Below are 24,979 nucleotides of genomic sequence, written 5' to 3'. Positions count from 1 at the left end.
TTCACCATTCCTGTAAAATGCCACACAACCTTTCCTAAATAAAATCATCTATGTGACCCTTCAATTAGTATTGAGAACGGGTCTTCTCAATTAAGCCAGAAATCGAATGGAATATACCAATACCGCAAGTGCTTCTGATGGTTTTCCAGAACATTCTACTATTAAAGACAAATATCCAGACCCATAGCTGCGGAGTTACCCAAGCTCAAAACAATATCGTCTTTCCCAATCCCATATATCATCCATAATTAGAGATGGGTAATGATGATAAGAATGAACTTTATAGATAAGTCATCAGATTTTTGGTCATTTTTGCTTTCATTGTGTGAGATAAAGTGTTAGATATCACAAAACAACTAGTAAGGAAACGGCTAAATGAAAGCAAAAGATCAGCCCATTGAATTATGATGTAATACATTATATCCACAATATCGTCATAAATCTTAGCCTAAAACAGGTTGATGCCATTTTGGAATCTCTATTATCCCAAAGGGGTATCTAATGTTAAAAAAACTCCAAATGTTCAAAGTCTTAAATTAATATACCAATAAGTAAATATATAGAAAATAGATTTTTTTAAATTATTTCAGATTGCTTCCCCCGCTACCTGAATTATTTGTCTCATTCGAATCGGTTTTTGCAGAAATTTTTCGATATACTTATTTTCAAAAAGTTCTTTTTTAGTTGGTTCATCCAAATTATATGCGGAAATCAGAATAATTTTAATCCCATTCATTTTCTTTATCTTTTTCGCTACATCATCGCCTAGCATATCACCTAATTTGTAATCTAGGAAAAGGAGATCAATTGGAGATCCCTTTGCTTTTTTCTCAAGGTATTCATGCATACATTCGGCTCCTGAACAAACTTTGATAACGTCATATTTCAATTCCAACACCCTGGAGTAAAGGTCAAGTAATTCCTTTTCGTCTTCACAAATCATTACCACCTTTCTATTAATGATATCCGAATTAGAAGATTGCATCAATTCTTAGTTACTTTTCTAATTATTAAATTTTGACTTACCCATTCTTATACCGCTAAGAGTGTAATGATTTTGACTCTATTCAAACCCACTTTTAATGCTCAATCATAATACCTCGCAACCAATTACATACTGGGTTTTAAAATGATGTAGATGTAACGAAGGATTACCATATATGTTGTTGATTTTGTGTCCCTTAATAAATGGGGAATCAAGCATGAATATCTAGTAGGATATGCCTTACTATATTGATTCTATGAATTGAACAATTGGGGACCTATGGTTTAGAATAGAAGTCACAGTATTGAATTTAGAATTTTATAAATCTCTTCTTTCGAGGACCATTATCACATATTGTATCAATCAAGGATGGGACAGGTCCATAAAAGGTAATGAATTGATTGAATAATTTGGGATTTATTTGAAACTAACGACGCATTCAGACCTTATCAGATAGAAAAGCCTAACTAGATATTCGTAATAGGACCATGATGACAAATTTAATTGTAATTGTCAAACGTTCAGAAGACAATGGGAGAGGACACTAACTAGTGTTAAGGATTTACACGATCATAGCAATCCTAGGCGTAATCGGAACTATGGGTGTTACCGATCCTATGGTTACATAATCCAGTAGTGACGATGACGATGATGAAAATAACAGAGATCCATTGAATGAGGCATGCTATAGGTCAGGCTTTAATGATGGAGACCAAAGTAAACCATACAACCAAACTGTATTTAATCAATGTGGACCTAATGATAGAGCATATTACGAAGGATTCATTTCAGGATGTATCGTGGGGCAGGGTATGGAATATTTCTCATGTAATCAGATAGCTAAGTAGTCTCTTAAATTACAAACGATCGTACTCGACTCCAAATTTATTTTTGTTTTTCAAACCATTCCTTGGATGTGAATCAAATTTATGAAATATAGGAATAGTAAATTGAATTTTTGAGAGCATTATGTTTGAAATGTTCTTGTTGATTTAACGAGCCACCTATCGACTGGATGACTTTTCCTGTGATCTAAGATTACACTTCCATAAACATTCTTGGGATTTGGAGGTAGTTAGAGAACATAGGACATAATAAATAAGAGGCTAGTATTCTAAATTCAAGACTGCAAAAGTTGGGCGTTTAAAATTGAAAATCGGAACAAGAGAATGTTTATTACTTTAATAATTCTCCACCTTATGAGATAAACAAGAGCAATATAGATAATTTATGAATATGTCATTCTGAAACTTAAGAATTTGCAATCCAATAAAAAGCGGCTGCTATGAAAATTGCTACGGCCACACCATTAATAATCTTCCATTTTGTATCCATGTTGTACTTACCATGGGATTTACCCATCTACGTTATTTTAATTTGTCTGTCTGGTTTTCAGATCAATGACTGGTATTGATCTTTGAAAAGATTTGATATCACCTATTTAATCATCAAATAGCAAGAATTGAACATATACACAGAAAAGTAAATCGCATCATTCTAACCATCTTGGGATTGAGTTTTTTCAGAAATCGCGGGCATAATATTTTGATTTAATATATATGGAGGTTAAAATCTGTATCATATCAACATAATCCAATGATCAAAAGAATACTTGACTTTTCATCAATTCGATGGCAATCTTTAATTTTGAAATTTCTTTTTCAATAACCGCATGTCTCTTTGATCTTTAGATATATCCAAAAGTCTCTCGTAAGAGTTTACTTGGCCCAGCATTATAGTTTTTTTAACTAGACAAAGACTATGAGTCTATTCACTAAAATAATATGAAACATTTTTTGTTTTTAGATTACTCATAGTTTTTGCTTCCACTATGAAAGGGATATCTATTATATTCATAACTTTAACCACCTTCTTTCCTCAACCGACCATTTAGATCAAAAGGAACGAGTTTTGGACTTTAAAGGAAAATCGATCATTCAAATGCTATTATTATTCTTCCAATTAATAAGGAGAATTTAGGTATAAATAATAAAGGATTACCCTATAGATCAGTTAGAAGATCTGTAACCGTATTCATGAATAGAAATCACACCTAGAATAAGCCCCTGCAGTGTGAAAATCAAAGGGTTCTAGTTACAATTTTTATTTTACCTATATAAAGATCTCAATCATTGTTGTTTTCAAGAAAATAGTATACTTGTCTAGAATGAGCATTTTATCTATTGTACTAATATCTTACTTGGTAGAAATTGGTAGTAACAATGTTAATATCAAATCCAATAAATTATATGGATAATGTTATTCCCTACCAATTTAAATTTAGATCTCCAATTATTGAAACCATTTTTATATGATTATGTATTGTCTCTAGAAATATGGTCCTATAATATTTCTTTATGGTGTCTTTTGATCAGTCATGGGATAAAATTAATAAAAAAATAGACAAGATATCTTTTAATTTTTTATAGATATGGCCTTATTATATCCATCTAGTCTAAATGGGTTCTTAACATCCAGGCCATTTTTTCATGAATTTCCATCAAGCCTATCAAAAAATCATTAGTCCCCATGTCATTATATTTCTCATCGCACTTATCGGCACTTTTTCGTAGATATTTTATGGTGCTTTCATGATCGGTTAATAAATTTGATATCATTTTTAAATCAGATGGATATTCACCAGGTTTTTCCTTCAAATTGGTAATACGCATAAACTCATTCATTGTAGCTACTGTGGCTCCACCCAATTGTCTGGTTCGTTCAGCTATTTCGTCAATCATCCCATCTAATTTTTCATATTGTTGCTGAAAAAATTCATGACGCTCTTTGAAATCTTTGCCTACTACATTCCAGTGGTAATTACGTGTTTTTGTAAATAGCAGGTATTCGTCTGCTAACAAGATATTAAGAATACCTACAACTTCTTTCCTGTTTTCTACTTCTATTCCTATATCTATATTCTCTTTCATTTCATTGATTTGTTTTTCTAGCATGAATTAACAATATGAAATAAAGTTATTAAACCTAATACGAATTTTTTTGACTATGAGAATATTCTTTTGAGACTGGCATAGTCGTAACATATTATTCATGGCCCTTCAAATAGCCAAATGACTTAATTGAGCCTAAAGAATCGAAAAGGATACAGATCATTTATAATAGATTAGATTTATCATGGATAGCAGTAAGATTGGTGCATTTATTTCTCTTTTAGCATTTTTTCAGATACTATTTTATAAATTCATGAGCAAAATTAGATTGGATGAAGATAGTATTACTGGCAGGTGGCATAGGCTCTAGAGCAAGACCATTTAGTGATTATAGTCCAAAGGCGTTGATTCCGATTAATGGAAAGCCCTTGATTGACTACATAATAAGATATGTTTCCAAATTCTCACATATTACGGAAATCATAATAGTTTGTGAATTTGACTCTCACGGAAAACAAATTATTAATTATCTAGAGGGCAAGGAACGCGTTATCGACAAGAAAATTATTTTTATTGAAGATAGAAAAAAGGGAACTGGTGGTGCGCTCCTGGAGTGTATGAAAAGATTGGAGAAGGAGACCTTCTTCATGGTATGGTATGCGGACAACTTGTGTGCTGTGGACATAAACAGTCTTGTTGAGGAATATACCAAAATCAATTCTGAAACAGATGAAGGACTGATAGGAATAGTAATAGCCAGGTCACATCGTAAGGAGGAAACAGGCAGGTTGATCCTGGACAAGAAATTTAACAAAAATATGTACCTAATTAAGGAATTCAGTGAAAAACCAATTGTCAAGCTTGAACACCCCGAAGCATCAGGAATTTATCTTTTCAACAATAGAATAATGAATTTTTTAAGAATAAAATCAAATGAGAACGATGGAAAAAGTTTTGATCTATCTTCAGATATTCTATCAAAAATAAGAATTAGTGATAATAATAGTATCTATTGTTACGATGTGTTTTTTAGTGGAACAGATTGGATAGATATAGAATCTCCTAGTTATTTAGAAAGAAACAAAAAAGTAGTGGACAAGGTTTTATTACAGATGGAATCATCGAATCATAAATGACTGTAATAGTGAATGTCAATTTCAAGTGGTTAATAATCTAATTGATTAAGAGCCGATCATCAAAAACGACGTATTAACTTTTTAAAAAAAGAGATTACTTTTCTCATGAAATGCGGATAAAAGATTATTCCCTTGTATTTAAGAGATTTCTAATTAGTCAAAACATAAGATTCATTTGATACAGTAGCGGAGTCAATAAATAAAAAGATAAAAATACAGTTGATTATACTGTTGAGGCAATAACAGTAGTGAATCCGACTCAGGAGAAAAAAGGTAGCTTTAGTCCTCTTTCAAATTACATATTTAATGAATTAAATCTTGACGGAATAAAGGGAATTGGCAAGGGCGGGAAGGACAATGGGATTTTATTGTTATTTTCCTCTAAACCTGACACATCCGGGGGTTCAATGCGGATTGAGGTTGGTAGAGGACTCGAAGGTAATATCACGGATGGAATTGCTGGAGAAATACTAGACACCTACCTGGTGCCTGCAAAAGATCTTTATGCTAAAAATGGAAATATTACTGTACTCGATCAGGGGCTTCTAAACACAGTAGTTTCATTGGGACAATACATTGGATATTCTAACGATGACCCGAACTATGAATTGACAAAAGAACTTCAGCAACAGTCTCGAGTAGAGTACTTTGGAATTATAATCATTGTAATAATTATTTTGAGCGTCTTACTACTATCCCTTAGAAGAGGCGGACGAAACGGGAGAAGATGGGGAAGTTACGGAGGAGCAGGTTGGTACGGCGGAAGTAGTGGAAGTGGGTGGATTGGTAGAAGCGGAAGTGGAAGCGGGTGGATTTAGCGGTGGAGGCAGTGGTGGCGGTGGAGGACACTCCAGTGGGGGCGGTGGAGGACGATAATGTTTATTTATAGCACAGTCATGTCAATTTAGACAACAGAGGAAAATAGTCTGGTAAGCAAGAGTATAGCGGCATCCTTAGGCATAATCATAACTATTGCGATCATCATTGTTATATTCATTGTTACCTATTATTCTGGATTTAACGCAGCCTTGGCAAAAAATGAGAATGTAGAGGTTGGCAGTAGATACTGATACGCAATTGCAAAGACGTTATGACTTAATTCCAAACTTGGTTCAATCTGTAAAGGGATATATGCAATTTGAGCAACAAACTCTCAATGAAATAACTAACTTGAGAACACAATGGATGTCCACTCCGAACAGTGATATTTCTCAAAAAACTCAGCTAAGCAATTTGATTGAGAGTGCTCTTGGTAGGATTGTATTAACTTATGAGGCATATCCTTCTTTGAAATCAGATCAGGTCGTGACTAGATTGATGGACGAATTAGCAGGAACCGAGAATAGAATAACGGTTGCAAGAACCTGTTATAATGACGGCGTTAGAGATTATAACACTTTCCTGAAAATCTTCCCAAACGTTATTTTCAATAATAAAGGACTGATAGGACTAAAACCATTGGGATTCACCGAACTACCACAATTCCAAGCAAACCCATTGGTCAAAACTAGTGTTCCTCAAGTGAATCTAACTCTACAATAATATCGATATTTAGGCAAGCACAAACACCTTATTTTTATAAATTGTAGAGAAGGTGATTAAAAGAGTCATTTGAGTCATCGGCAACTTTCACAGTGCGATCGAAACCAACTCGAAATTAATTATTTTGATTTAGGACCATTTATACATAATGATACATATTAGATAAATATTAGTCAAAATACAGCTAGCTTTATTGTGAAACAGGTTTGAACTACAATAGTTTTGAACTAATATAAACCCGGATATGGTACAATAATTATTTATAGGTAGCAAGTCCAAGGATAATTATGAAAACGATAAGTTGTAGAGAAGCTGGATTTGATTGTGATTATATCGTAAAAGGTGAAACAGATGAGGAAGTTTTGAAAAATGGCATAGAGCATGCCAAAAGTCATCACAATATGAAAGAAGAAGATATAACTGATGAAATGAAACAGAAGATTAAAGGAATTATTCACAGCGAATAAATATATTTTTTGAATTTTTTGATGAGATAGCATTATTATCAGTTATTTCGAAAATTTGATAACTTCCAAGATATTTTCATAAAATGCTCCCTTAAGATATCAAACCATTGTGCTTCGTTAAAATCAATCTCGACTATATTTTTTATATCATGATAGGGCCCTAGGAATTGTTTTTCATTCAATATTGCAAAGTGCCATTTCAAAATAATTGACTATGACTAATAAGAATTGGTTCATCTTTTTTCATATCTGTTACTATATATCTTGGTTTTTATTACAATTAGCGATTCGACCCAACCGAATTATTTATACAAACTGCTACTCTTTTTAATATTACATTTGAGGGCTCTAGGAAGTCAGAATATGGACATAACATTACATCCCGCTGTAGAACATGATAACGACTATATAATGATGACTTCACAAAGAAAAGCTGGATGTGTCCCGAGTGGGATAAACCTTTGATATAGAATTCCCGTCCTTTAATCTCTTCTTCGAGTAACCTTTTTGAAAAACGCCTATCATTACCCTAAAATAAGTCAATTTTGATACCGCTGAATTATTGGTGACTATGATATTTTGATAAACAAAATCTCATAATCCCGTCAAATAGCCGTCAGAGGCAAACATCATACTAAAATGTTGTTGCAAATCTAAGTAGCGTTCATAGGGTTATTGATCTAGCGGTAAACTAAATGAAAAGGTGACACCTATTCCATCGGCATTATCCTGAGCCCATATCTGTCCCCCGTGCGCTTCAATTATATTTTTGGCTATATACAAACCTAGTCCGGTGCCTTGATTTGACTTGGTAGCGAATTTTGTAAATAGGCGAGGCAAAATTTCTACGTCAATACCCATCCCTCTATCGGTAACAGATACTATAATTGTTTCTGTACCATCGATATCTTGAATATTTCCCTTTTCCTTATCATTACTAGAAAAATTTTCGCTATTATTCTTTAACTTCCTGACTGAAATAGTGACTGGTTTACCTTTTGAAAATTTTATTGCATTATTTAACAGATTTGAAAGGACCTCAAAAATTCTTATCTTATCAGCAAATACGTTAATTGGATCCTGTTGAGGTTCAAAGTCTATCGTTATCGGATTATGTAGATTATTTTGCTCTTTATAGTTATCGGATTTGTTGCTTATATCTTTAATTACATTTTCGATTTTTTCATTTAGATTAAATGATTCTTTATGTAACTCTAATCTATTACCTTCAATTCGCGAAGTATCTAGTATGTCATTCACCAGTTTCTCAAGTCTTTGTGAATTCCTATAGGTGGAGATTAGTGCCTTTCTGAACTCGGCCAACTTTTCCTTATCTTCGACCAAATTCTCAAATTCTCTAGTGATTTCTTCTTGATTTATTGATGTTTCTTGTAGGATCGATGGAAGATATGTCATTTCAACTAATTCTAAATTTCCGGATATTGCCTGGGTCGGAGTCCGTAGTTCATGTGCAGCAACGTTGATAAACTCTTTTTGTAACTTGTCATGTGATTGCAAGTTTTCATTGGCTTTTTCTAATTTTTCAATCGAATCTGTTAATTGGGAGGTCTTTTGATCCACCACATTCTTTAGAATTCGGTTCCATCTTACCAAGATAATTGTTACTATGACTAATATCGAGGCAATTGCAAAGATTATCGCAAAACTAACTAGATTTTGTGTATTAATTAGACCTATTACATCCCCTGCTAGAGTATGTGGAACCGTTATGAACAAGGTACCAATTCTATTCTCCTGTCCCTGGCTGCCTGGAACTATTACTGCCTGGTAGGCTATTGTGGTCGTAGAATTCTCAAAGTTGAATTCATCTACACCACTTTCAGCACCAAGAGCTTTATGTATAATATTGTTAAATCTCTCCTCGTTATCCTTAAGAGAGGTTTTCATGAAAGATTGAAATTCCGGTCCAAAATAATCTTTGCCTATAAAGGTTTGATTGGGTGAATATATTATGGTACCGTCTCTATCAAGAAACCCTATTTCACCATTAAATTTAGGATGCAATTGACTTTCAAGGAAACTCCCAAGGGTTTTTGCAGCTATAGAAGCCACTACTACCCCTTTGAAAGAGATAGAATTGTTTCTGGATTGCTGTAGGTCTACAGCAGGATCGAGTAACTCAGTATTATTACTCCTAGTAATAGGGAACGAAATATAGATTCTTGGTACATTGTCGTTAGATTCAATCACAGTGCTTGTATAAACGGTTCCATTCTGCTTTGGAATTTTAAAATAATCTCTATGGCCTAGATTGATACCCTTGTAAGGTGCATATTGTTCTTTATTTATCCCGGTAAAGGTAACTAAGGTCCCATTGCTATCTAATAGGTAATACCCATCTGTAATATAGTTAGTAGAATTCAGGGCGAGGTCAAGTAATCTTTGAATTCCAGTAATATTCCAGTTTGTAATAGACGGGGAATTGACAATTCTTTCCAAATTTGAATTTACAAAATATATAGAGTTTTGAAGGATGTTTGAAATGCTGTATACTTCAATCCCTGAATTTGTTTGCAAATCATCTAATGCCAGATCTTGAATTTGATTTGCTGTTTGAGTGAAATAATTATAGGATAAGATTCCCAAAATTACTGAAGATATGAGCAATATGGGTAAGATAACAACGTTTTTACCATAATCTGCTAACCGCAATGTTTTATTTGTAATATGACTTTATAATTAATTTTGCTCTCAAAGGTTTTTGACATAAATGGCCATATTATTGTATTTGATTGAAATTGACTTATGCATCAATGATTGAAGGCGATCAGTCACATTTTTTATTTTCATGTCTGCAAAATGCAGTTACTCCGAGGCCCAAGATACTGGCAGCTTTTGGACTTATCAACAGAGCTGAACTCGGTGGTAAATTTAGTTGGTCCATTATGTGGTTGACCAGGAATGCGCCTTTTAAATTGTTCCCATATTTCACCATTTTGTGAAGACTGCCGTTTGAATTACATAACTCTTCATGTAATGCATCTGCATATGCAATCCACACAGATCTACCATCAGGATTCGTCTTGTTAAATTCAAAATCAACTTCATAGATAGCCGGCATAATCAAATCCACATCAACTTTATTTTTCCTATAATTAATCAAAATTTCTTCAAGCTTATAATAAACAGCTCTGAGATTGCCATTGGAATTCTTAATTTGTAAGGCTACTTGCTCTGCCAAATCTCCTGCTTTTTCAATATCTGAAAATATCATACCCAATTCTAAACTCCCTTAGATTTTCGTGAGTTCATTGCTTATAACATTTTAAGGCATATCAATTAGATTATTAAATATTTTTCGCATCTATCAGATCATCAGATTTGGAAAATCAGTAGATCGTTGATAATCCTCGTAATTGATGGACATGGATAGGGTTCCCGATTTCAATGAAACAAATCATAAACAAAGTCATTTGTATGGGTAAATAGACTCAAAATGTGCGAACCCATGATTTCTTCTTCGATTCTCATATTGCCCATGCCCATCAGGATTCTTTTAGTCTGAACGATACGATAGTTCATGTTGAAATAGAATCATTTCAAATCAGATCCAAAAATCGACCGATCCAATAAACACGATCAGATAGTCCAATCTGAATCCAGTTATCTATAAATAGGATTAGATGGACAACGTTATGCTAATCGCAGATTGGCCTAATAGTTTGATTAGGAAGGTCTTCCTTAAAGATATACGTTAGGCTACAGTAGGCTACATTAGGTCGGCCTCATAATATGAAAATCTAAAATTGGTGCAAGCAGATAGTTGTCTCTACCTATGAATGATGGATATACATCAATTCTCCAAAAATACCGATAGTATCAAAACCTCATCAGGTAGGGAATTTGGGTATTAATCAAACCTAAAACTAAATGGATAGGTAAGAGAAATCATCTCACATACTAATATAAATAATTCGGAATCAGGGTATTGGTTCTATTGAACAAATCAATTCTGCGAGTCTAAATGGTCTCGCAAAAATATCGCTCTCACGTATTTTGGTCGATTTTAGTAATTCATTAGAAAGGTGTTCTCTTGGTGAAGCACTCATGATCATTATTCTTTGATCGGGACTCTGTTTATGAATCTCGATTGCGACTTCTAATCCTGATAGTCCATCTAAATGAGTATCCAGTAACACAACATCATATTTTTTCCCTCTGTCGTCAACAGTATTAGAAAAAAGATGTAAAGCTTCATCTCCCCTATCAACAGCAATGTAATTCAAATTCAAAGATTCTAAATATAATTTGATCATTGCCCGTACACCAGAGTTTGATTCGGCTACCAAGACTCGATATTTCTTATTTTTCTTTATTTTAGAATTCGGATGAACCTTTGTCAGGTTCTTATCATTATATAAAAGTGTACGTGCAGAGGTTCTCTTTGGTAGCGATATATGTTTATCACTTTTACTATTTTGATTTTTTATATTTTTCTTATAAGAAGCCACATAGTGCAGGTAGTCAAAGGACATATTATCACCCTAGATAATTAAATTTAGATAACATAGTTAATAAAGCATGGAATTAGGTTAATATATGTTAGTTACAAAATAGTGGAAATCATTTAAAGTATATTTAAATTATGTGGCTTTATTGACACTATTCATTATTAGAATATTTCGTATTAGGATTTACTTCCCTAATTTTAAAGATAAAATAGTTTAACAATTTAGTCTATGTTTGTACGCAACGATTTGTTATCAAAAAATAATTCGAGTAAATAAGATCATTTTATTAGCAATATTCATTTCTTTTGTTGGTACTTATAGTAATAGCACTATAGACATTCAGTCTTTCGGCACTTCAATCCTAAAATGAATTGCATGTCAATTCATTTGTCCTTTTTTTGTTTGGATGATATGCGGAAGCATTAAAAATGATAAACACGGATAAAATAATGGGAATGTTCTAGTATCCAGGTAGTAAGTAGACATAGTTGATTGTCTGCTAGGACAGATAGATTATGTGAATAGCAAAACGACCAGTCAAATCACAAATTTTTAAATTCTTAATTGGTACTCCTCAATCAAACACTGATAGTAATTCATATGAACAAATTTATTTTAAGATATATGAATAGATGATGTATGCATAGATGAATAATGAAATAGTTATAGTTTCGGCAGGGACCGGCTCAAATCAAACAAAGGCTCAAGAGTACATGGTTTTGAGTCACCATTTTAAAGGCGATAGAATGCATTCAGGTTCATATCGGATCGATGAATTATTAAAGTTCGTTATCGACCTAAAACCAGAATTGATAACAATTTTTACAGCCGATATGCATGGAAGGACAATTGTTTCATTTTTAGAGTATTTTTTATCAAGAAAATTTAAATCAGTTATTTATGAACTTTCGTCAGGCCATAGAGGGAAAGTCCATTCAAGAATCGTCGTAATTAAGATGCAAAAGTATGTCTAACACTGTCACATTAGAATGTGAATCAGGGGTTTCTACTTGTGTATGACCCTACAGTATGCCATTAAATAATGGGAAAGGCCGAGCCCTAACACTATGCTTGGTAAAAATTGCAGGATAAATTTTATAAAATTGATCAATACCATGAAGGTTCTGTTGCCCTTTCAGGACTATTCTTAATGGTTTGACATGAATCAAGTGGGTGTGACTATGGTTTTAACTGTTCCATTAAAGATGTCATATCTACTAGGTTCCAACGTTGAACACATTTTCTATCCTTAAAGTAAAAGATGGTCATACCATTTACTCTAAAAGACTTATTGGTTGGAGGTATACCCAAAAATTCCCCTTTATGAGTTCCAGATAAAACGTATCGGCAAACAACTTTACTTTCCTCAATAATAATGTCATCAAATAAGATTCTTATATCAGGGAACGCGTTCCACAGAATATAGATAAATTGCTTAAAACCCTCTTTGTTATTTGGTAAATTAGGAGGAAAACCATGTATAGCAAGAGAATCATCATAAAAGTCAAAATAAGACGTTTGTCTAATTTGAGGATCGTTAAAAGTTTCAGCTAATTTTTGAACGACTCCCTCAAAGGCTCGTTTGTAGTCACAAATAGAATACATATTCCTTTCACTTAAGATTTTACATACTTTTAATGACTCTGTTTGGTTGTCATAGAGTCTTCTTGGGTGTAGTAGGTGGTCATTTAGCAAGTAAGGTCCGATATTGGCAAATATTCATAATTGATCTGTATCAACTTTGATAAACCCACAACAGTTAATATTGAGAACCAGATAATCGTTACTATAAAATAGAAGCATAAATTACTAAGCTCTGATACAACAAGAATTTGGACCAGACTCTAGATCTGTTTGATTTACCATATCACAGGAAGTCAAGTTTTTGTTTAAGTAGACTATTTTTTCATAATTCATAGGATGGTGAGGGATATTTGAAGTTACAAAGTCTATGAATGTATTTTTGGAATCCAGTATGGATGCCAGTTTTTGTTTAATCGATCCCAGTGAATCAAGAACGGGTTTTTCATGTTCAAAACCAGAGCTATAGTGAGCTGGAAGTATAATTGTTTTGTCAGGTAGGTTAAATATCACGTTATAATAAGTGTGGAAAAGTTTATTGGTATATTCCTGTGATTTATTACGAAGATCTGGTCTTCCCACCCCATTTACAAAAATAGTATCACCTGTAAAAAGATAATAATCTAGTTCATCATTGTCACTATTTTTGGCAAAAGTAACGCCACTACTTTGCTGTTTGTTGGTGTAATCATTTTTAGTAACTCTATGAATTTTCAATAAGAAACTCATGCTACCATCTGTATGCCCTGGGGTGTGAATAGCTTCTAAATAGAATCCATCCTCTAATTCAAATTTTTGTCCTGTTGAAATTAGTTTACATTTTGGGTCCTGTTCAGACGATACCTGTTCTGTAGTGTAGTTTTCAAACCCACTAATCGCTACCTCTGATCCATATTTTCTAGCAACTCTGACTGAACCTGAAAGGTGATCTGCATGCATATGAGTATCAAGTACTCTACTAACTGTAAGTTCATTTTCTTGAAGGAGAGTGTTGATAACAGTGTCGATATCGCATGTTGCATCAATAATTGTTGCTTTTTTGTCTTTAGTGGATGCGATAACATAGCTCATGCACCCCTTTGATATGCGTCTAACCTGCCAAATTTTCAAAGTAATATTTGAATCTAAATTTACTTCAGCAACATCATATAATCTACTCCATCCAGCCATACCCCCTTCAACAGTTCTAACATTATATCCTAAAGACGAGAGAGTTCTTGCTGCCATAGATGAACGTTGACCATGAGCACAAAACGTGATAACTTCTTTATTCTTTGGAATCTGTCTTAGAGATTCGAGAGAAGCCAGGGTATCTACAGGGATTACAAGTGAATCCGGATAATTATCATAAGAAATAGTCCACATATCATGTTCCTGCCTACTTCTGACATCTAAAATAAAAATATCATCGCCCTTATCCATTTTTCTCTTTAGCTCTGTTGGTTTAATCACCAAACTATTCTTGTTATTACTATTACCATCGTCATTTGACATTGGCATAATCATATCTCTAGGTTGTAATTTGATATTTATAAATCATAAATTGATGAGAGCTTTAATAAGCATAGTTAAATTTGCGATGGGTTTCTACTCTTTGGAAAGCAAGTTAGTGCCGTTACTAAGCTTAAAAAATGACCACTCGCCACAAAACAAAGGACATTAATGAGACACTTTGAAATTTCAAGGTGAACAGGGGCTAAAAATACTCATGCAGCATCTTTCATCAACTTTTCAACATTCATGCTGTTCGTCTTAAGGTCTCCATTTATTTTACTAATATTGAAGTTGATCAATGATGATCCAACTTTTTCTTCATTATTGCTTAAGACAATTGCGGGCCCATTATAATGGAGTAGCAGTCATCGGAGAATAGTTCACTTCAACACATCGTATTAAGGAATGCAATTTTGAGATGTGCTCTGAGAAATATCAAAATGGGAAAGTGTTATATTGGATGGATATGAGTAAGAATAGAATAGTAGACAGAATTTGTTTTTTATTTCTTTGACAGGTCGAGAGAATTTTCTTGCATGAGAAATTCAATTATTAGAAAATCGGGCATAAAACGAATACAGTTTATCTCTTTATATAATCGCCAGAACATCGCATGTAATTTTATTTCAATAGGTTCGTTTTTAATAATTCGTGAAAGTCTTTATCAGATAACTCCTTTTTGAGTTTTGAATATTCTTTGGAATCGTTTCCAACAGCAATTCTCAATAAAGTTGCTCCATTCTCACTGTTGGAAGAATTAGCAATTGCTCGAATTATTTCGTCAGCCACAAGGTGTGGATGAGGCGCATGGCTCATGGCATTGTAATAAAAGGACAAGAACTTGTCCACTGTGTTGCTGTAAATGGACAAGGATTTTTTCTTTTTTCCATCATATGATGTGGATACTAAATCCCTATTCTTATCAATCCCATACTTATTGGAAGGTACGACTAAATCTTCTACGAATTCTGTATTTATCACACCAGGTTCTATTAATATTAATTTTATTCCAAAGGATTCTAACTCAAAAGAAAGAGCTTCGCTTAACCCCTCAACAGCAAATTTTGTGGCACAGTATGCAGATTGGGTAGGATCTCCAGCAAGCCCAGATATGGAACTAATATTAATAATAATTCCAGCTTTTTGTTGCCTCATTATAGGTAATACTTTACGAATTACTCTGATCACACCGAAAACATTAGTTTCAAATTGATTCTTTATTTCATCCATTGAAAAGTCTTCTAAGGCCCCAAAGAGACCATATCCAGCATTATTTACAAGTACATCTATTTTACCAAATTCCGTAGTTATCTTTTCAATTGCCTCATAAACAGAACGGTCTATGTCAACATCCATTTCAAATATCTTTAATTGTAGATTTTCGTTCCTTGCAATTCTCTCCAAATCCTTAGATTTTTTTTTGTCCCTCATTGTAGCACAAGTAACGAAACTGTTGCGAGCTAGTGCTAAACAAGTCTCATATCCAATACCGGTAGAACTACCTGTTACAAGCGCCACCTTACTTTTGCCAATATTAGACATTCTGCAAACAGTGTTATCTAGAATTAAGTATATATGTTTCGTTACTTATCCTTTGGGTTATTAAAATCTCCTTGAAACTAAGAATTAAGATATGAAATGTAAGGATTTGGTATTCTTGCAGTAACAGTATTGAACCTTAGTAAAATAAAAAAAAGTATTTTAGCAGAACGACCTTTAGATCCATGTAAAATAAAGATGATAAGATATATGCGATCAATCAAAAGTACACTAGAAAATATTTTCAATTGTTCATAATAACATTTTAAGTTTACTTTGCTTCACATAGCTATCCCCACTTCAAGAAATGCTAATTGTTTTTTCAAGAACAAATTCACCGAAAAAAGGTTCAGGTATCCAGATGGTTTTGGTTTTGGTTTTGGAAGTTTTAATTACATTTATGGGATTAAGATAAATGCCAGCATAGAAATACTAATTTGCGGATTATTAGTAGCAGGATTATATTATTATTTCCTCTTTTCTTATCCTATTCAACCAATACTATAAGGAATTAGTTTTAAGGATGGATACGTAGTAAACGATTAGCACCAGGAACTCATACAATAATTCCTTTTGCTTATTACATTTTAGTTAGGAATGTTCTTCAAAAAGTAATAGTGTTTAAGACAGAAAGTATAGATACTAAGGATAAAACTGAGGTAACCATCGACGCAACACTCAGGAGCAAGATCATTCAAGAAAGATGCAAACGATGTATATATTGATGTGGAAAACCTTAATGAAATGATACTACAAGATCCTCAAACTATTCTACATAACAATAGGCTGCCCTTTAATTCAAGAAATCAAGTTTGATGAAGAGATCAACTAAAGTAGCGAATTTAACTTAACGCATCCCTCGAAAATGCAAAAGGGAGAATTTCCAATAAAATTAGAGTTTTACCATCACTTGAATATATTTTTGTATTAGGATTGAATTCATATAACACTTGTCTGCAGGCACCGCAGGGATAGATTGGTTTTCCTGTAGAAGCTACCAATGCGATTTCCTCTATGTCGACGTTCCCTTCAGAAACGGCCTTAAACACTGCAACCCTTTCGGCACACATGGTCAGTCCAAAAACTGAATTTTCAATATTAACTCCATCATAGATTTTGCCAGAAGATGTTTTTAAGGCACAACCTACAGATAAACCAGAGTAAGGATTATATGATTTTTTTAAACTTTTCGTAGCCGCCTCTATTAATAGATTCATAGAGGAACCTATTGTGTATCTCAATAAAAATTATTAAAGTAAAATCCATTGTTTTTTAAGACTCGGTAATGGATCAACAGACCTAATGGATTGTCTTTTTATCAAATAAGCATAATTATATTAATTATTGAATCTTCATGGAGGTATTGTAATTTAGCAGGATTGTTTCAGGAAAAATGATTTTGATCAAAATTTACACCTCGGCGTCCCTATTTGATTCTTTAATTGTAGTCGAAGGTGATAGTGGTTCGGTATCTACGATTTCTTCGTTACCAGTCATATCACAATATTCACAAGAATGGTCTATTACTACACCAGCCAGTCGTATAGCTAAGAGATGGGTAAACAATTCGCCTGTAAGTTTAGTAAATTCATCTGGATCCTCATCTCTAATTCTATTTCTAAATTCCAACCATTTTTCAATCTTGTCGAGATATTCGATAGGTTTTTTTACACTTTTCAAATCCACATCTTCATATTGAAGTGTCATATTTCCATCTAGTAAATTTTTAATGTAATCATTCACATACCTAAACTTATAATCGGATTCCATTGTATATTATAGTGTGTACATAACTATATTACCATCTACCTATTTTAATCGCAACTTTCTGACAATTAATATAATTCCAATATCTAAATTAAAAGGCAATTGATAAGGTCATGCACACTCATAAATGTTTCGGGAATATGTTATTTTCGTAGCGAAAATTAACTTTAAAACTTTTTTCATAAAGGAAATCATTTAAAACTTTTTTGCTTCAATTTAAAAAGAATAAATTATAAGAATGATTACATTGCTTATTCAAATTTGTATTTCAGTTCTAGTACCATCAGTATTGTACTTGTAGACTTTTCCATCCTCCTCATTTAGTGTTTTTTTATGAGCACCATCACAAAACGGCTGGTTTTGACTTAATCCACACATGCAAATCCATTTACTATCATTGCCAACCTTCACTTCCATAGGTCCTTTTCCCTCTTTTATTACGTATCTTACCATCTAAACACATTGATAATTCGAAATATATAAAATATTTTTAAAAGTTATCTGCAATGTATTCTACATTTTGATTCCATAGTTCACAAATTATCTATGAGTTCTAATCAATCATGGTGTAAATAGTCATATTAAAACGCGGACAAGAATAAAAAAGCAATTGTCGATATTATTGACTCTTAGAATTTACGAACTCGATAGCTATTGATTCGTCATAGCTCTTCAAATTGAGTCTTTTTATAAGAGCTTCGAGGTTGACATCGTTATCAATATGCTTTCTATCTTTAACAGCAATATACTGATTGTGAATATCCCTCTCAATTCTATCATAATTTGAATAAAACCAACTAAAATTGTCCTTTAACTTTTCGAATTTTGCAATGTCAGTATCACTTGTAGAAATATCGAAATACATAACACATCTTTAATCATTTAGAAAATTGATTGATAAAAATATTATGTTTGATCTATTTTGAATGGGTTTAAGTAGGTTAAAACAGAACTAGGAGTTGATCAAGCAAGCCAGCCAAAAGTTTTTCAAAAAGATCTTTCGGCGAGTCTAATGCAATCTTTCTCAATAGTTTGCTTGAGAGTACACATTTATTCTTTCGTGAATCGGCCATCTACACATCATCGAATTAAACGGTTAAAACCCGTATATAGAATGGAGGGTTGCAGATTCAAGCCTTATATCGCCTTACGTAACTTGTTGTTGATGGTCCTAAAAACCTCAAAACTTGTTATCCTAGATATATCACGAATCTTTGGAAGAACTGTATTTGAGGCACCCCCTCGAATTGAGCAAATACTATTTCTGCATCATACATGTTTCATGTACAATACATTTTGCCTTAGACTTTTCGAAATAAAATTGATAACATATTTTATCAGGTTCATTGACCTCTACCAGTTTGTTTGCTAATTTCCTTTATCAGTCTTGTATTCTTTTATTTCCCCTTCTGAAATAATAAACCCTGTCCTAAAATGAATGGGATACTGCTTCATGACACCTTTTCCTCGAGATTTTGACTCGATGTTGCCACTCTAGAATGATTTCATTTAATATAAAATCAAAGACATTGCAATATTAGTAATCAGAAACTAAGTACGGGACCCGCTTAAAATTAGTTCTGGATATTTCAAAGTTAATACGATGATCAAAAATTAGTCCAAGTACTAAGGATATGTCTGATTACAATTTATGCAGACGAGATCTACTTTGGATGGGTGTTGTTGTGCCTCCATTGGAAGATTACATATATCGCATACAAAATCTACTATTGGAATCTTGGCTGTGTCCATATCCAGATAGTTTGTCTTGTCACTTATTATCTCCAGGTTTTCTAGTTTGAGTTTATGATATAGCATTACTTTCTCAGGTTCTCCACCCTTGAATTTCTCATACTTTGCCAGATTATTTCGAACATCATTATCAACAGACATTCTAAAATAATTAATCATCAACACTTATAATCTTACTTTCATAGCTAAAATTTACTAAAACCTCGATTTTTCATCTAGAAATCTTTAATCATTGATAAAACTATTAAATAAAATATTCTGCGATCTATTCTCAGTTGAAAGTTGCAACTTAAAGTGAGTGTGGAGAAAAATGGCAAAGGGAATGATTTGATTAGATCGCCAATTTCAACATCTTAATCATTCAAGAAAAGAGGGAAAATTCAGAGTCATTGAAGTGAAAAAAGGTCAATCATATAAAAAGGCGAAATAGTATTAATGGTTTTCCACTATAACGGTTGGTATCTAGATAAACATACTGGTACTTAGAATAACTAAAAGTAACAGATACCTACTGATCATGAAGTGGATCACCCAAAATTTATTATTGACTGCATGGGAGGAAATATTGCAAAGAAATTAAGAATAATGGGATTTGACACCGAATTCTGGTTAGATGCTAGTGATGATTTTCTAATCAATAAAAGTAATCATGATCACAAGCTATTGGTAACCAGAGACAGAGGACTCTATTTAAAGATCTCAAAATTGAGCAGGAATGGATTGTTACTCCCTGATGACAATGAAGTTGAAAATTTGGTTTTTATATTAGGGAGATGTGATATCAAACATATCAATCCGGTTCCGAACGCAAATACCCGATGTTCAATTTGTAACGGCACTCTTAGAAAACTTGACAAGACAATGACATCTTATCCCGTTCCAGAGAAAGTATATGAGAGTATATCCACAATTTATGAATGTTCAAAATGTTCAAAAGTTTACTGGGAAGGAACTCATGTTGAGAATATCAACAAATTTATAGATAAAATCAACAAATTATTATCACAGGAAAGGTAGGTCAATATTTTCGTTGACAATATTTAATAGGATATATTATACTAGTAGTAACCTTGGTGAAACACCAGATGGGATTCAAGAATTAATATTGTTACTCACATATTTTGTAAATTAAAAGCTATTTGAACAGACTAGTCGCCTACGACGTTAATCGCAGATTTTGATTGGACCATCTTGATGGCCTTTTGAACATCAGTAATGTTATCATGCATAGGTTACGCATAAATTCTTCCAATGGATAACAAAACGAATCATAATCATTTTTAAATGGAAAGATTTTAGTTTATTATTTTGTTTATAAATAACAAGATTGAAGTTTCGAGCAACTAAAATCGATATATACCATGGAAGAGGTTTCAATATTTGTGATTTACTGCTATCTGGACAATTTATCAATAAACGAAACTTCATGTAATGGCAAGTAGACAGGCATCCAACATAAAAAAAATACAAATGCATAAAGGGTATTATTTTTTTAACAACTTGAAGGCATGGTTTCCCAACCCGGTTTGAAGGTAATGAGTTATCCATAACATGGCAAGGGGTTCTAACAATCTCGATTGCTCAATTCCCCCGATGTCTATTGTCTCCCAACCAAATGGGGTTAATAATTCTTCAATGATCGTGTCTTTGGCATCCTTAAAATTGCCGCAAATAAACATAGTTGGTGGACCTCCCGGGAAGTCAGGATGAATCATATGGGGATTACCTACTATGTTAAAGGCTTTTACAACTTTTGAATTTGGTAGCATGGATTGAACTACCTCACCAGCAGATTTATCATACCCGAGTGAGAGTTTTGGGGGTGAATCCTTAGCAAATTCTAATGGATTTGTTGTATCAACGACTATTTTATCATTAAAATTGGATGAAATAGCCAAATTAATTGCATTCTCAGTGCCCCCCCAGAAAGTTGAAATGACAATTAATTCACCAAAAGAAGCTGCATCGGCAAATGATCCAACAAAAGCATTTTCTTTATGTTTGGGGTTGTTTATCCATTTCTGTATTTCTTCTTTTGCAGGATTACGTGTCCCAATCATAACGTGGTGGCCAAGATCTAAGCAACCATCCGCCAATCTTCGACCTACCTCTCCTGATCCTAATATACCAATCTTCATAATGAGGAGTATACATTGAAGTGATTAAAACTTTAAAAACAAAATCATTATTTCTGATAATTTTAATCCAATAGCATGAGAGGAAAATGAACCGATTTTCTTAATTATTGGGAAATCATAATCAAACTAATCATGTGTTCTCAATTATATCTAGGATGTTCTGGATGGAACTATGGCGGTGCACCAGAAAAGGGTGGATGGTTAAATGTATTTTACCCAGATAATAAAACGAGAAAACTGAGATATTATTCTCAATTTTTTGATGCTGTCGAGATGGATGCTACTTTCTACAAGAGATTCTATGAACACATGCATGAAGGTTTATTTATAGGAATGGCAAATACAACTCCTAACGATTTTAAAATATCAGTCAAAGTCCCCGAAATAATTACGCATGAAAAGAGATTAGATATCAACAGGAATGTGGTACCTGATTTGAATGAATTCCTCAAAAAAATATCTCCACTTGAAAGTAGAGGGAAATTAGGCTCGATAATAATTCAACTTCCACCCAGTTTTACCATTAATGAGTCCAATATATTGGAAAAGTTTTTGAATGCTCTGAGAAATCAATCTGATCTCAAAAATCACAACAATATCGCCATAGAATTCAGGCATAATTCATGGAATACGGAGGGAGTGTTTGAATTACTCCATCACTTTAGTATTGCATCCGTCTTCACTGATTCTCCTGCGCAAGAGAATCTTGGATTTTTATCAAATGAAAATAATTTGACATCTAATAAATTGGCGGTAGTTAGATTCCATGGGAGAAACACTACTAGAGATCATTATTGGTATGATTATCTGTATTCTGAAAAGGAACTTATTCCATGGGTAAGTAAGATCAATAGAATAAAGGAAAATACTGATACGATTTTTGTTTATTTTAATAATCACTTTGGTGGAAAGGCAATCATAAATTCGCTACAATTTAAAGAATTAATAAACAATCAGCCTTTGCCCGAGAATGAAAAAAAGGTATTAGAGAAAGCAAAGAAATATCTATCAAATACGCTATAATTATTATAGATTCACACTAATAATATCGCTCGATATTTTCTTCTCTTTACATTTATGAGTAGTTGGCCGGGTCCGGTTGTGCTATATGGCATTAGTGATATCGGATGGTAAAAACATCAGTGAATAATCACGGACTTTCCTCATACACATTCTTAATGATACACATCAGTTATTCCAAGCATATTAGAATGCATAATGTTAATCCAGATTCTATGCTTTAAAATGAAATCTGCTAAAATCTGATATACTTGATTGGTATCTACCATGGGCTTGATTTGAGTTGTTTTGTTGCCGACTTTCTAGGTCACTTCCAATATCTCTCCAATTTGTTCGTAGTCTTCGAGAAATCATTCACGGACTGAGGACCAAATCCCGCAAAGTGATTGTTGAAGGCAATTAGCACGTCGTGGATATTATTTTCAGCATTTTGTATCCTCTCAAATTTTCTCATATATTAGATCATTTCTGTTGTTCGATCCTCTCCCTTTACAACTTTGCCAAAATCTTTTTCATTTATACTTCCATCCTCAATAAATCTAGCTTAAATTTGATCGAATGTTATTATTGTATGGGTAGTTGATTCCTCTCTAACACTCCAAACCAGCGACATGTTTTGCTCTTTTAGATAATCAAATATCTCTTCTTCAAACCAGGAGGAATGTCTAACTCAATCGCATATCTAAATCGGGTATCAAAATTGAGTCATTACAGAGAATGACTCAAACCTCTTCTTCACAGTTAGATAGGGTAGAAGCTGAATCAGTAATAACAAGATTTTTTCAATCAAAGGCTCTAAAGCAATAAAAAAAATGGATAACGGCTTGGAAAACAATCTCAGGTTTTTTTTCATGTGGTATAATCTTTGGAAACTTTAATGTAAACTTGAAATCAGATAGTGTTTTGTCTTTCCAATCTCTAACCGCAAACCTCGATGGAATATTATAATATGTCGAATCAACCTCAGCAAAATCAAAAAATTTGGAATAATATGAAAATAATCTTTGCTATCTAAATCATTTGGATAAAACGTCCCTTTGCATCCACTGTAACTCCAACCAGAACAACCGATATAGAAATTCAATTATAAAATCCATTTGCGACAATGAACATTATAAAACTTTCAGCACGATCGTTCTATATAGAATAAGTTGTTGTTGTCAAGCTATCTTCCAATTGGTTTTTCTTTTGAAAAAGTATTTGATATTCCTTTTTTTCACAACTTCTAATTACCAAACATCCAAACTGGTACAAATAATTCCCTTCTTTTATCTAGAGAATTTTTACTATTACCCGTATTCTCCATCTCCAGATGTATTTATTCCTCAGATATTCAAACGGTTTAACATAATTCAATAAGAAAATTTATTATGGAATACCATCTATTAATTAATGATGTTAAAGGAAATTACTATCATTTTGTCACTATTGATGGTTGCCTCATCTGCAGACCCTTTTTATGAATTCAAAAATAGTGCAAGAGCACAGGTAAATGAAACTGCTGATAATCAGAATAACAGTAATCAAAAATCTGGAAAGGTGTTTATGCCTGTAGAGGATCTGGTGACCTCCAAGACTGCACAAGGTATGGTAGAAGTGGATGGAGCAGTAAGGAATAATAATACATTTGATGTGCATGATATTGAAATCACTGGTGAATTCTTTGACAAAGATGGAAATAGTTTGGGCAAATTCAATGAATATGTTACGCAGCCATCTTTCATATTAAAGCCAAATGAAAAGTATACTTTTAACTTGTTTGAGGTCGTTTCGCATATTAGATTGGCGACCACTAACATAACTGCATTTGGAGACCAAGTTAATTAATTTATTTTTTTAATATAATCATTTTTTATTTAAAACAATAGTTAATTAGACTTTGGAGATTAATCTTGATTTAGTCCTGTAAGACATTTGAGATTTACGTATTATCTGGGTAGGAGATGTGGTTTACCACATACAAAATATCTTTACTCGGTACGATTAAACGTGTTTTCATGCTTATTTTAATAAGCTGAAGTTTTTCATTCATTTGCTTTCAATGAATTTGATTATTTTTCTAGAGTATCATCCCAATGAAAGGTCATCCAAATATTTAATATTCATGAAGTGTCATCATGATATGCATCATTTAGGCTTGATGCTTACATCCAGGTGAGTTGAAATACGCTCGTCTGGATGCAAATTATATTGAT

Annotated in this window: 22 protein-coding genes and 1 pseudogene; 8 read left to right on the top strand and 15 right to left on the bottom strand. The window is 33.0% G+C overall.

The features are described from left to right. Positions 1-586: 586 nt before the first annotated feature. On the bottom strand, positions 587-985 hold the full coding sequence (locus tag AAGU22_RS03750) for a response regulator (protein WP_458720896.1): 399 nt from the start codon (positions 983-985) through the stop codon (positions 587-589). A 2,450-nt stretch (positions 986-3,435) separates the two neighbouring features. Next, positions 3,436-3,939 carry a Dps family protein gene (locus AAGU22_RS03745; RefSeq protein ID WP_458720895.1) on the bottom strand — a complete coding sequence of 168 codons (504 nt, stop codon included), beginning with the start codon at positions 3,937-3,939 and terminating at the stop codon, positions 3,436-3,438. Positions 3,940-4,208: 269 nt separating this feature from the next. Between AAGU22_RS03745 and AAGU22_RS03740 the strand changes: the two genes are divergently transcribed. The 4 genes from AAGU22_RS03740 to AAGU22_RS03725 all read left to right on the top strand — a co-directional run bounded on the left by AAGU22_RS03740 (position 4,209) and on the right by AAGU22_RS03725 (position 7,021). Beyond that, the gene (locus AAGU22_RS03740) at positions 4,209-5,012 is read left to right on the top strand and encodes a nucleotidyltransferase family protein (protein ID WP_458720894.1); all 804 of its coding nucleotides are present in this window, start codon (positions 4,209-4,211) and stop codon (positions 5,010-5,012) included. A gap of 248 nt (positions 5,013-5,260) precedes the next feature. Then, entirely contained in the window at positions 5,261-5,830 is a 570-nt protein-coding gene (locus AAGU22_RS03735) for a TPM domain-containing protein (RefSeq protein ID WP_458720893.1), read from the top strand. A gap of 235 nt (positions 5,831-6,065) precedes the next feature. Then, on the top strand, positions 6,066-6,554 hold the full coding sequence (locus tag AAGU22_RS03730) for a LemA family protein (RefSeq protein ID WP_458720892.1): 489 nt from the start codon (positions 6,066-6,068) through the stop codon (positions 6,552-6,554). 287 nt (positions 6,555-6,841) lie between these two features. After that, positions 6,842-7,021 (top strand): DUF1059 domain-containing protein, encoded by a 180-nt coding sequence (locus AAGU22_RS03725; RefSeq protein WP_458720891.1) that lies wholly within the window; start codon positions 6,842-6,844, stop codon positions 7,019-7,021. A gap of 672 nt (positions 7,022-7,693) precedes the next feature. On the opposite strand, the gene AAGU22_RS03720 is transcribed toward AAGU22_RS03725, so the two are convergent. The 3 genes from AAGU22_RS03720 to AAGU22_RS03710 form a co-directional block, all read right to left on the bottom strand. Further along, on the bottom strand, positions 7,694-9,694 hold the full coding sequence (locus AAGU22_RS03720; protein ID WP_458720890.1) for an ATP-binding protein: 2,001 nt from the start codon (positions 9,692-9,694) through the stop codon (positions 7,694-7,696). Positions 9,695-9,809: 115 nt separating this feature from the next. After that, the gene (locus tag AAGU22_RS03715) at positions 9,810-10,262 is read right to left on the bottom strand and encodes a hypothetical protein (RefSeq protein ID WP_458720889.1); all 453 of its coding nucleotides are present in this window, start codon (positions 10,260-10,262) and stop codon (positions 9,810-9,812) included. Between the two features lie 700 nt (positions 10,263-10,962). Beyond that, the gene (locus AAGU22_RS03710) at positions 10,963-11,517 is read right to left on the bottom strand and encodes a response regulator (protein ID WP_458720888.1); all 555 of its coding nucleotides are present in this window, start codon (positions 11,515-11,517) and stop codon (positions 10,963-10,965) included. Positions 11,518-12,140: 623 nt separating this feature from the next. Here AAGU22_RS03710 and AAGU22_RS03705 point away from each other — a divergent pair. Continuing rightward, positions 12,141-12,467, top strand: a complete 327-nt coding sequence (locus tag AAGU22_RS03705) for a hypothetical protein (protein ID WP_458720887.1) — start codon at positions 12,141-12,143, stop codon at positions 12,465-12,467. A gap of 205 nt (positions 12,468-12,672) precedes the next feature. Here AAGU22_RS03705 and AAGU22_RS03700 read toward each other — a convergent pair whose 3' ends face one another. The 8 genes from AAGU22_RS03700 to AAGU22_RS03665 form a co-directional block, all read right to left on the bottom strand. After that, positions 12,673-13,188 carry an ester cyclase gene (locus tag AAGU22_RS03700; RefSeq protein WP_458720886.1) on the bottom strand — a complete coding sequence of 172 codons (516 nt, stop codon included), beginning with the start codon at positions 13,186-13,188 and terminating at the stop codon, positions 12,673-12,675. Between the two features lie 114 nt (positions 13,189-13,302). Then, the gene (locus AAGU22_RS03695; protein WP_458720885.1) at positions 13,303-14,568 is read right to left on the bottom strand and encodes an MBL fold metallo-hydrolase; all 1,266 of its coding nucleotides are present in this window, start codon (positions 14,566-14,568) and stop codon (positions 13,303-13,305) included. 621 nt (positions 14,569-15,189) lie between these two features. After that, entirely contained in the window at positions 15,190-16,110 is a 921-nt protein-coding gene (locus AAGU22_RS03690; RefSeq protein ID WP_458720884.1) for an SDR family oxidoreductase, read from the bottom strand. Positions 16,111-16,949: 839 nt separating this feature from the next. Further along, on the bottom strand, positions 16,950-17,324 hold the full coding sequence (locus AAGU22_RS03685; protein WP_458720883.1) for a cytidine deaminase: 375 nt from the start codon (positions 17,322-17,324) through the stop codon (positions 16,950-16,952). A 193-nt stretch (positions 17,325-17,517) separates the two neighbouring features. Further along, on the bottom strand, positions 17,518-17,850 hold the full coding sequence (locus AAGU22_RS03680) for a hypothetical protein (RefSeq protein WP_458720882.1): 333 nt from the start codon (positions 17,848-17,850) through the stop codon (positions 17,518-17,520). Positions 17,851-18,129: 279 nt separating this feature from the next. Beyond that, complete coding sequence (locus AAGU22_RS03675; RefSeq protein WP_458720881.1) at positions 18,130-18,327, bottom strand: CDGSH iron-sulfur domain-containing protein; 198 nt, start codon at positions 18,325-18,327, stop codon at positions 18,130-18,132. Between the two features lie 166 nt (positions 18,328-18,493). Continuing rightward, on the bottom strand, positions 18,494-18,739 hold the full coding sequence (locus tag AAGU22_RS03670; RefSeq protein WP_458720880.1) for a hypothetical protein: 246 nt from the start codon (positions 18,737-18,739) through the stop codon (positions 18,494-18,496). Between the two features lie 761 nt (positions 18,740-19,500). Further along, positions 19,501-19,767 carry a hypothetical protein gene (locus AAGU22_RS03665; RefSeq protein ID WP_458720879.1) on the bottom strand — a complete coding sequence of 89 codons (267 nt, stop codon included), beginning with the start codon at positions 19,765-19,767 and terminating at the stop codon, positions 19,501-19,503. A gap of 381 nt (positions 19,768-20,148) precedes the next feature. Between AAGU22_RS03665 and AAGU22_RS03660 the strand changes: the two genes are divergently transcribed. Then, positions 20,149-20,643 carry a Mut7-C RNAse domain-containing protein gene (locus tag AAGU22_RS03660; RefSeq protein ID WP_458720878.1) on the top strand — a complete coding sequence of 165 codons (495 nt, stop codon included), beginning with the start codon at positions 20,149-20,151 and terminating at the stop codon, positions 20,641-20,643. 467 nt (positions 20,644-21,110) lie between these two features. Here the strand turns inward: AAGU22_RS03660 and AAGU22_RS03655 are convergent, their stop codons facing one another. Continuing rightward, positions 21,111-21,764 (bottom strand): NADPH-dependent F420 reductase, encoded by a 654-nt coding sequence (locus AAGU22_RS03655; RefSeq protein ID WP_458720877.1) that lies wholly within the window; start codon positions 21,762-21,764, stop codon positions 21,111-21,113. Between the two features lie 132 nt (positions 21,765-21,896). Between AAGU22_RS03655 and AAGU22_RS03650 the strand changes: the two genes are divergently transcribed. Next, complete coding sequence (locus AAGU22_RS03650) at positions 21,897-22,787, top strand: DUF72 domain-containing protein (protein WP_458720876.1); 891 nt, start codon at positions 21,897-21,899, stop codon at positions 22,785-22,787. Between the two features lie 779 nt (positions 22,788-23,566). Here AAGU22_RS03650 and AAGU22_RS03645 read toward each other — a convergent pair. After that, a pseudogene (locus AAGU22_RS03645) lies at positions 23,567-23,770 on the bottom strand (DUF72 domain-containing protein); the annotation flags it as partial. Positions 23,771-24,176: 406 nt separating this feature from the next. On the opposite strand from AAGU22_RS03645, the gene AAGU22_RS03640 reads away from it, so the two are divergent. Continuing rightward, the gene (locus AAGU22_RS03640; protein WP_458720875.1) at positions 24,177-24,611 is read left to right on the top strand and encodes an FxLYD domain-containing protein; all 435 of its coding nucleotides are present in this window, start codon (positions 24,177-24,179) and stop codon (positions 24,609-24,611) included. The last annotated feature ends 368 nt before the right edge of the window (positions 24,612-24,979 follow it).

The organism is Candidatus Nitrosocosmicus sp. R, from assembly GCF_054408505.1.
Note: the sequence above shows the minus strand (reverse complement) of the source record. Positions and strands in the feature narration are given on the sequence as shown.